This is a genomic window from Spongiactinospora gelatinilytica (genome assembly GCF_003236385.1).
Lineage (GTDB): Bacteria > Actinomycetota > Actinomycetes > Streptosporangiales > Streptosporangiaceae > Spongiactinospora > Spongiactinospora gelatinilytica.
In genome coordinates, this window is sequence record NZ_POUA01000336.1 from 1 (window position 1) to 8,475 (window position 8,475).

Sequence of the window (8,475 nt, forward strand, 5' to 3'; positions counted from 1 at the left end):
GCGGTAGCCGGTGGAGGGGGCGGCCTCCGGGCGGCCGGTCACCGGGGAGACCAGCTTGGGCATCCTGGCGCCCATCCCGAGGCCCTTGTCCCGGATCCAGTTGCTCTGCACGAGGTTCTGTGCGCCGCCCGCCCCGGCGAAGGCCAGCGCGCCGAGGATCAGCGCGGCCCCCAGCTCCAGCGGTACGGCGGGCGCGGTGACGGCCTGGGCGAGCCCGCCGCGCGACTCGGTGGCGAGCGCCACCGCCAGCGCGCCCACCAGCAGCACCAGCACCGCGCCGATCTTGACGAACTCGATGCGCTCCACCCAGCGATAGATGAACGGTGCGAGGGTGAGGATCACGCCGATCAGCACCAGCTCGCCGATGGCGAACAGCACGGGATCGCCCGCCCCGATGGCGTAGGTGAGCACCGTGGCCGAACTCGTCGCCCAGCCCGGCCACATGTTGGCCAGCACCGCCATCGCGATGAACACCAGGCCCCAGGGCCGCCACAGCCTGCTGAAGCCGGTCAGCGCGGTCTCGCCGGTGGCCAGTGTGTAGCGCTCGATCTCCATGTTGATGAAGAACTGGAAGACCACCCCGACGAACGCGCCCCAAAGGAAGACCAGGCCGACGTTGGCGGAGATGTAGGGCCACAGCACGAACTCGCCGGAGGCGAGGCCGATCGCCGCGGCCACGACTCCGGGGCCGATCACCCGCCGCAGTGGGCGGGGGTCGGGGAGATCGGCCACGGCGACGTCGGGGATCTTGCCGCGGGCCGTCGGGAACGTCCGCATGGTGCCTCATTGCACCCGGACGGCCGCCTTCAAACCCGCTGTAACGGCTCACTCACCGTGGCGTCACCGGTCGCCCGGGGCTCCGTACCGGGCGAGGCCGCCGAGCAGCAGGTCCAGGCCGAACTCGAAACGCACCCTGCCGCCGCCCTCCAGGAGGTCGTCCACATGGGCCGTCATCATCGGGAAACGGTCTTCGGGCAGGGTGCGGTAGTAGTCGCCGAACCGGCCGAAGAAGTCGCTGATGAACTCGCCGGCGTCCTTGCCGGAGGCGCGTTGCCTGGCCGCGTACATCGCCCCCTCGTGGACGTCGGCGGCGATGTAGAGGTTCAGCCGGTCGATCATCCAGCTCGCGATCCGCGGCGGCACCCCGCCGCTGATCATGATCGCCAGCTCGGCCTCGGTGATGCGCAGCGCGTTGGGCCCGCTCGGGATGTCGGCCATGGCCACCCTGGCGATGTCGGCGTGCGCGCTCAGCACCTCGTAGATGTGCAGGGCCAGGTCGCGCATCTGCTCCCGCCAGCGCCCGGGGTCGGCCCTCGGGGTCTCGACCTCGGCGAGCACCCGGTCATAGAGCAGGTCCAGCAGCTCGTCCTTGTTGGCCACGTGGGCGTACAGCGAGGCGGGACCGGTGCCGAGCTCCTGGGCGACCCTGCGCATGCTGAGCGCGTCGAATCCTTCGGCGTCGAGGACGCGCAGCCCCGTCTCCACGATCGCGTCCTGGCTGAGCGGCTGCCGCGCCGCGGGCGCCTTGCGCGGCGTACGCCACGGCGGCAGGGGTACGGCCTGCGCCTGTTCGCCCATGGGACCTCCTGCCTGCGTCTGCCCGTCCGCCAGCGGCTACGAACATCGTACTTGACACGAACGTCGTTCGGAATCTAAAACGGTGTTCGCTTGCGAACGATGTTCGTGCCGATGTGAAGGAGACCTCGACATGCCCCAGACCTCCGCCGGGGCGGCCGTCCCCGCCCGGGCGCCGGACCAGCCGTACCGGTGGCGCTGGGTCGCACTGCTCGCGATCCTCGGCGCGGAGGTCATGGACCTCCTCGACGCGCTGGTTACCACGGTGGCCGCCCCCTCGATCCAGCGTGACCTGGGCGGTTCGGCGACCATGATCCAGTGGCTGAGCGCCGGCTACACGCTGGCCATGGCCGCCGGGCTGCTGACCGGCGGCCGGCTCGGCGACCTCTACGGCCGCCGCCGCATGTTCCTCATCGGCGCCGCCGCCTTCACCGCCGCCTCACTGTTGTGCGGGCTGGCCTGGTCACCGGAGGTGCTGGTGGCCGCCCGGGTGCTCCAGGGGCTGTTCGGCGCGGTGATGATCCCGCAGGGGCTCGGCATGATCAAGGAGATGTTCCCGCCCAGGGAGCAGGCCGCCGCGCTGGGCGCGTTCGGGCCGGTGATGGCGATCGGCTCGGTCGGCGGCCCGGTGCTCGCCGGCTGGCTGGTGGGCGCCGACCTGTTCGGGACGGGCTGGCGGATGATCTTCCTGATCAACCTCCCGGTCGGCCTGCTGGTGATCGCCGGGGCGGTGTTCTTCATGCGGGAGTCGCGCACCGGGCACGTCACCAGGCTCGACCTCACCGGGGTCGGCATCGCCGGCGCCGCCGCACTGCTGCTGATCTACCCGCTCGTCCAGGGCCGTGAGCTGGGCTGGCCCGCGTGGACCTTCGTCTCGATGGCCGCCTCCGTCGCGCTGTTCGCGGTCTTCGGTCTGCAGCAGTCGCGCAGGCAGCGGGCCGGAGGCGACCCCCTCGTGGTGGTCGGCCTGTTCCGCAAGCGGGCCTTCACCGGCGGGCTGGCCGCCGGACTGCTGTTCTTCGCCGTGCTGATCGGCTTCAACTGGGTCTTCAGCGTCTACCTCCAGACCGGCCCGCACTACACCCCCGTCCAGGCGGGCCTCGCGTTCCTCCCGCAGGCGGTGGGCGCGGTCATCGGATTCGGCGCGGCCAACGCGGGCCTGCAACAGAGGTACGGCAGGACGCTCATCCACGCCGGGACCCTGGTCATGGGCGCGGGCGCGATCGGGCTCGCGCTGGTCTTCGGCGCGGCGGGCACGTCGGCCGGGATCTGGCGGCTCGCCCCCTTCCTGGTGGCCATCGGCCTCGGGATGGCGCTGGCCATGTCGCCGTTCTTCGACATCGCCCTGGCCGGGGTCGAGCCCGCCGAGACCGGCTCGGCGTCCAGCACGCTGACCGCCGTCCAGCAGCTCGGCGGGGCGTTCGGGGTCGCGCTGCTCGGCACGGTCTTCTTCCAGGCGGCCGGCGGCGGCGCCTGGGACCCGGTCACCGCCGTCCGCGTCACGCTCGGCGTACTGGCCGGGATGCTGCTGCTGACCTGCCTGCTGGCGCTGCTGATGCCGAAGCGGGCCCGCCCGGAGGGCGCCGGCCACTGAACCGGCGGGACGCCACGGCGCGCCCCGCCGGCGAGCGTCACCCGACGGCCCCGGCCGGAAGGTGGCGCTCGGCCCATGCGCGAATGTCGCGCCGCTGCACCGCCGCGGCCATCAGGGACGGGAAGGCGTCGGGGGTGCAGGCGAAGGCGGGCACCCCCATCGCGGCCAGCGCCGCGGCGTTGTCGTGGTCGTAGGACGGTGCTCCCTCGTCCGACAGCGCGAGCAGGACGATCACCTGGATCCCGGCCGCCAGCATCGCCGCCACCCGGCGCAGCATCTCCTGCCGGACCCCGCCCTCGTAAAGGTCGCTGATCAGCACGAACGTGGTGTCGGCCGGGCGGGTCACCAGGCCCTGACAGTAGGCGATGGCCCGGTTGATGTCGGTGCCGCCGCCGAGCTGGGTGCCGAACAGCAGCTCGACGGGATCGGCGAGGCGGTCGGTGAGATCGACCACGGCGGTGTCGAAGACGACCAGGGAGGTCTTCAGAGAGCGCATCGAGGCCAGCACCGCACCGAACACGCCCGAATAGACCACCGAGGCGGCCATCGACCCGCTCTGGTCGACGCACAGCACCACCTCGCGTTTCACCGCCCGCTGCCGCCGGGCGTAGCCGACCAGCCGGGAGGGCACGACGGTCCGCCGCTCGGGCAGGTAATGCTTGAGGTTGGCCCGGATGGTGCGGTCCCAGTCGATGTCGGCCGGGCGGCGCGGCCGGTGCGTGCGGGCCGAGCGGTCCAGCGCGCCGGTGATCGCGGTGCGGGTGCGCTGGGCCAGCCGGCGTTCGAGGTCTTCCACGACCTTGCGGACCACCGCCCTGGCCGACTCCCTGGTCTGGTCGGGCAGCACGCGGTTGAGCGACAGCAGTGTGCCCACCAGGTGGACGTCGGGCTCGACGGCCTCCAGCATCTCCGGCTCCAGCAGCAGGGCGGTGAGGTTCAGCCGCTCTATGGCGTCCTGTTGCATGACCTGGACGACCGTGCTGGGGAAATAGCCCCTGATGTCGCCGAGCCAGCGGGCGACGGTGGGCGCGGAGGCGCCGAGGCCGGCAGAACGTGAGGCGCCCGAACGGCCCTGCTCGCCGGGCCTGCCGTACAGGGCGGCCAGGGCGCCGTCCATCTTCGCGTCGGCGCCGCCGAGCGCGCAGCCGGTGCCGTCGGCGTCGCCGCCGAGCACCAGCCGCCAGCGCCGCAGCCGCTCATCGGCAGTGCCGGTCACGTCCTTCATCCGGACCTCCCCAAGATCGCCAGTACCGTAGCGACGGCTCCGGCCGCAAGCTCCTCGTCGATCTCCAGCGCGGCCTCGTCCCGGCCGCCCGCCCCGGCCCGGCCGACGTTGCGCACCCGCTCGCCGATGGCCCGCCGCTCGGGCGCGTCGAAGGTCGCGAACGTGCGGCGGAGCAACGGCAGCACATCGACGAACGCCGTGCCGGAAAGGCCGCTCAGCCAACGGTCCACCAGCCTGAGCAACTGCGCGTCGTGGACCAGCAGCAGCCCGCCGCCCGCCAGGAAGCCCTCCACCCAGGATGCGACCCGCGCGGGTGAATGCCCCGCCGAGGTGGCGAGCGCCATCCGCCGGGCGGTCTCCTCCCCGTCGAAGGAACCCGCGTCCAGCAGCATCCGGGTCAGCCTGCCGTCGATCCGGCCGTGCAGGTCGCCGCGGCCGGCGACGCCGTGCAGGGCGGCCAGCCAGGCGTCCCGCTCGGCCTCCGGCAGCAGGCCCGTGGCCGCGTGGACTGCGTCGAGATGGCCGATCATCTCCTTGGCGGCGGGGTCGTCCAGGCCGGTCAGCGCCGGGGACAGCCCCGCGCGGATGCGGGCCAGCATCGAGCCGGCCACCTTGCCCAGGCCCTCGGCCGGGGTGCCGCGCACGTCGCCGTAGCGCAGCGCGCGGGCCGTCGCGGGCACCGCCGCCATCAGGTGGGTCACGTCGGGGTCGAGGGCCGCCCGCTGGGCGAGCGCATCGAGGGCGTACGGCAGGGCCTCGCCGAGATCGGCCAGCAGGCACGCCTCCAGGGTCTCGGTGAGGTCGGCCAGCGTCACCCCCTCCCTGGTCATCAGGTCGCGGGCCTTGGCCGCGGCGGCGGCCCCCACGGTGGTGCCCCACGCGCTCGCCTCGATCAGCTCGACGTCGAACTCCGGCCGCCACACGAGGGTCCACGACTCGCGGAACGTGCCCTTGCCGCGCGACTCGCGGGCGGTGCCCCAGGGGACGCCGAGCAGCCGCAGCCGGTGCAACAGCACGCTGCGCCCGAGGTCGAGCGGCTTGCGCAGGTCGAGATCGAGGTCGCGGTCGAGTGCCTCGGGCTTGAGCTTGAGCCTGCGCTGCTCCTCGCGCAGGTGCCGCTGGAGCGGGACCATCGGGGTGTCGTCGGGGACCGCGCCGAGCCGTTCGCCGACGACCATCCGCCGCTGGATCAGCTCGACCGGCAGGTCGTCGCCCTCGCACAGCACGGCCCTGGCCGCCTCGGTGACCTCTCCTAGGCCCGCCAGCGGACGCCCGCGCAGCACGGCGAGCCCTTCGGCCAGCCGTACCGACTCGATGACGTGCGCGGAGGAGACGGCCAGGCCCTCCTCGCGCAGCACGCCGGCCGCGCCGGCCAGCCAGCGTTCGACCGGCCGATCCGGGGCCGCGAACAGGTGGTCGTACCAGCCGGGGGAGGTGACTCCCGCGCCGTAGCCGCTGAAGGTCGCGAGCCTGCCGTACGTCCACGGCACCCAGGTGATCTCGACCTTGGCCTTGGGCAGCCCGCGCAGCGTCGCGTCGTCGGCCTTCGCGGTGATCGGCGCGGCCAGCGCGGGAACGTGCCAGGCCCCGCAGACCACGGCGATCCGCTCGAAACCGTCTTTGCGGGCGCGGCGGACGGCCCGCCGCATGTGCGCCTCGCGCAGCGCCTCGCGCGGACCGGGGGCGTGCCCGTCGCGCACGGCCGCCATCGCCTCGGCGATCACCTCGAACGGCGTCGCCCCCGCGCGGTGCTCGACCATGTCCTCCCACCAGCGCTCCGGGTCGTCGTATCCGGCGGCCGCGGCCAGCGAGCCGATCGGATCGGCCGGTGCGGTGTCGTCGGTGTCCTCGGCCTCCTCGGTGCCTGCGGTGGCGAACATGGCGGCGGCGGGCAGGTCGCAGAAGCGGACGGGCACCCCGGCGCCGAGCGCGTGCCGGATCGCCTGCCACTCCGGGGAGAACCGGGCGAAGGGCCAGAACGCCGACTTGGCCGGCTCGCCGGGAACGTGCGCGAGCAGCGCCACCGGCGGCTCCATCGCGGGGTCGCCCGCCAGCGCGACCAGCGGATCGGCCTCTGGCGGCCCCTCGATCAGCACGATGTCGGGCCGCAGCCGGGCCAGCTCCGCCCGGACCGCGCGGGCCGACCCGGGGCCGTGGTGGCGGACCCCCAACAGGGCGGGTTCAGCCGGCATCGCGGCACGCACGATAGAAGTCGTTCCAGCCGTCGCGCTCGCGCACGACGGTCTCCAGGTACTCGCGCCACACCACCTGGTCCGAGACAGGGTCCTGGACCACCGCGCCCCGGATGCCGCCCGCGACGTCGGCGGGCCGTAGCACGCCGTCGCCGAAGTGGGCGGCCAGCGCGACGCCGCTGGTCAGCACCGAGATGGCCTCGGCGGTGGACAGCGTGCCGCTGGGCGACTTGACCTTGGTGCGGCCGTCTTCGGTGACGCCCGAGCGCAGCTCGCGGAACACGGTCACCACCCGGCGGATCTCCTCCAGCCCGGCCGGGATCTCCGGCAGCGCGAGCGAGCGGCCGAGTTGTTCCACCCGGCGCGAGACGATGTCGATCTCCTCCTCGACGGTCGCGGGCACCGGCAGCACCACGGTGTTGAAGCGCCTGCGCAGCGCGCTCGACAGCTCGTTCACGCCCCGGTCACGGTCGTTGGCGGTGGCGATGACGTTGAACCCGCGCCGCGCCTGGACCTCGTCGTTCAGCTCGGGGATCGGCAGGGTCTTCTCCGACAGCACGGTGATCAGCGCGTCCTGGACGTCGGACGGCATGCGGGTCAGCTCCTCCACCCGCGCGATGCCGCCATCGGCCATGGCGCGCATCACCGGGCTCGGCGTCAGCGCCTCCCGGGAGGGGCCCTCGGCGAGCAGGCGGGCGTAGTTCCAGCCGTAGCGGACGGCCTCCTCGGCGGTGCCCGCGGTGCCCTGCACCAGCAGGGTGGAGTCACCGCTGACCGCGGCGGCCAGGTGCTCCGACAGCCAGGTCTTGGCGGTGCCGGGCACGCCGAGCAGCAGCAGCGCCCGGTCGGTGGCGAGCGTGGCCACGGCCACCTCGACCACGCGGCGGGGGCCGATGTACTTGGGGGTGATCTGGTCGCCGTCGCCCAGGATGTACGTCGTCACGGCCCACGGGGACAGCCGCCAGCCGGGCGGCCGTGGCCGGTCGTCTGACTTGGCGAGCACGGCGAGCTCCTCGGCGTAGAGGTCTTCGGCGTGCGGACGCAGGACGTCGGTCACGACAACTCCTTCAACATGTCACTTCGGTAGCGGAGGACGGCGGCGACCTCCTGCACTGGTGGTTCGAGGGACAACCCGGCCGCCGCCTGGTGCTGCGCGGGGTCGGCCCGCTCACCGGCGAGCCTGATCAGCTCGCCGAGGTTCCATGGCTGGGTGCCGGCCACGTCGAGGATCTTGTGCAGCACGGCGCGGGTCAGGGCCGGCCCCCAGGGGGCCGCCGCGCCGCCCATTACCATGATCAACTGACCGTCCACGGGGTGCCGGGCGACGAAGTCGGCGGCCAGCGCCTCCTGCTCGGCGGGACGGAGTACGGCGAGCAGCTCGGCCAGCGGATCGACGGCGAACAGCGCCCGCGCCCAGGCGGAGTCGCGCTGGAGCACGGCGGCGCGCACCCAGCCCGCCCGCACCTCGCGTCCCCAGTCGACGATCTTCATTCCGACGAGGATGTCGGGCGGGACGCCGAACACCTCGGCCCACACCCGAAGCGGGGTCCGCGCCACCACCTGCTGGAGCCACCAGCTCCGCTCGCCGGTGCCGCGCGGCGGAGCCGCCCGGACGCCGTCGCGGGCCATGCCCGCGTCGCAGCTCTCCGGCGGCACGACCGCGATCCGGCCACCCGACGGACGCAGACACCGCCGGCCCCGCTCGGCCATCCGCTCCCCGAGCCGCGAACCGGGCAGCCGGATCAGCAGATCGGCCGCGGCCTGCCGTACCTCACGACGCCGGTCGTCCAGCGCGGCCTCCAGGAACGGCTCATCACCCGCCGACAGCCCGTCTTCGAGCACCACGAGGAACACGGCCCGATCATCGGGCCCCTCCCGCTGTCTCTTAT

General features: G+C 73.4%; 7 protein-coding genes. 1 reads left to right on the plus strand and 6 read right to left on the minus strand.

Features of this window, described 5'->3' with window-relative positions; genetic code table 11:
• Together C1I98_RS30575 and C1I98_RS30580 are read right to left on the minus strand one after the other, a co-directional pair.
• Positions 1-777 (minus strand): Nramp family divalent metal transporter (locus tag C1I98_RS30575; RefSeq protein ID WP_199537325.1); only part of this gene is annotated, 777 nt, incomplete at its 3' end.
• Positions 778-840: 63 nt separating this feature from the next.
• Positions 841-1,578, minus strand: a complete 738-nt coding sequence (locus C1I98_RS30580) for a TetR/AcrR family transcriptional regulator (RefSeq protein WP_111170854.1) — start codon at positions 1,576-1,578, stop codon at positions 841-843.
• Positions 1,579-1,708: 130 nt separating this feature from the next.
• Here C1I98_RS30580 and C1I98_RS30585 point away from each other — a divergent pair, with 130 nt between their 5' ends.
• Complete coding sequence (locus C1I98_RS30585; protein ID WP_111170855.1) at positions 1,709-3,169, plus strand: MFS transporter; 1,461 nt, start codon at positions 1,709-1,711, stop codon at positions 3,167-3,169.
• A 37-nt stretch (positions 3,170-3,206) separates the two neighbouring features.
• Here C1I98_RS30585 and C1I98_RS30590 read toward each other — a convergent pair whose 3' ends face one another.
• From C1I98_RS30590 to C1I98_RS30605, 4 genes are all read right to left on the minus strand, one after another.
• A complete protein-coding gene (locus C1I98_RS30590; protein WP_111170856.1) occupies positions 3,207-4,394 on the minus strand; it encodes a VWA domain-containing protein in 1,188 nt (395 codons plus the stop codon).
• Positions 4,391-6,586, minus strand: a complete 2,196-nt coding sequence (locus C1I98_RS30595) for a DUF5682 family protein (RefSeq protein WP_111170858.1) — start codon at positions 6,584-6,586, stop codon at positions 4,391-4,393. The genes C1I98_RS30590 and C1I98_RS30595 overlap by 4 nt, the downstream gene beginning before the upstream one ends.
• Entirely contained in the window at positions 6,576-7,643 is a 1,068-nt protein-coding gene (locus C1I98_RS30600) for an ATP-binding protein (protein ID WP_111170857.1), read from the minus strand. Before C1I98_RS30600 ends, C1I98_RS30595 begins: the two co-directional genes overlap by 11 nt.
• Positions 7,640-8,475, minus strand: an 836-nt coding sequence (locus C1I98_RS30605; RefSeq protein WP_233508324.1) for a DUF5691 domain-containing protein, incomplete at its 5' end; no start/stop codon positions are given. The genes C1I98_RS30605 and C1I98_RS30600, both read right to left, overlap by 4 nt.

Bases quoted from the DNA above. Each gene is read 5' to 3' on its own strand.
- C1I98_RS30580 (WP_111170854.1), bottom strand. From the start codon at position 1,578: ATGGGCGAACAGGCGCAGGCCGTACCCCTGCCGCCGTGGCGTACGCCG.
- C1I98_RS30585 (WP_111170855.1), top strand. From the start codon at position 1,709: ATGCCCCAGACCTCCGCCGGGGCGGCCGTCCCCGCCCGGGCGCCGGAC.
- C1I98_RS30590 (WP_111170856.1), bottom strand. From the start codon at position 4,394: ATGAAGGACGTGACCGGCACTGCCGATGAGCGGCTGCGGCGCTGGCGG.
- C1I98_RS30595 (WP_111170858.1), bottom strand. From the start codon at position 6,586: ATGCCGGCTGAACCCGCCCTGTTGGGGGTCCGCCACCACGGCCCCGGG.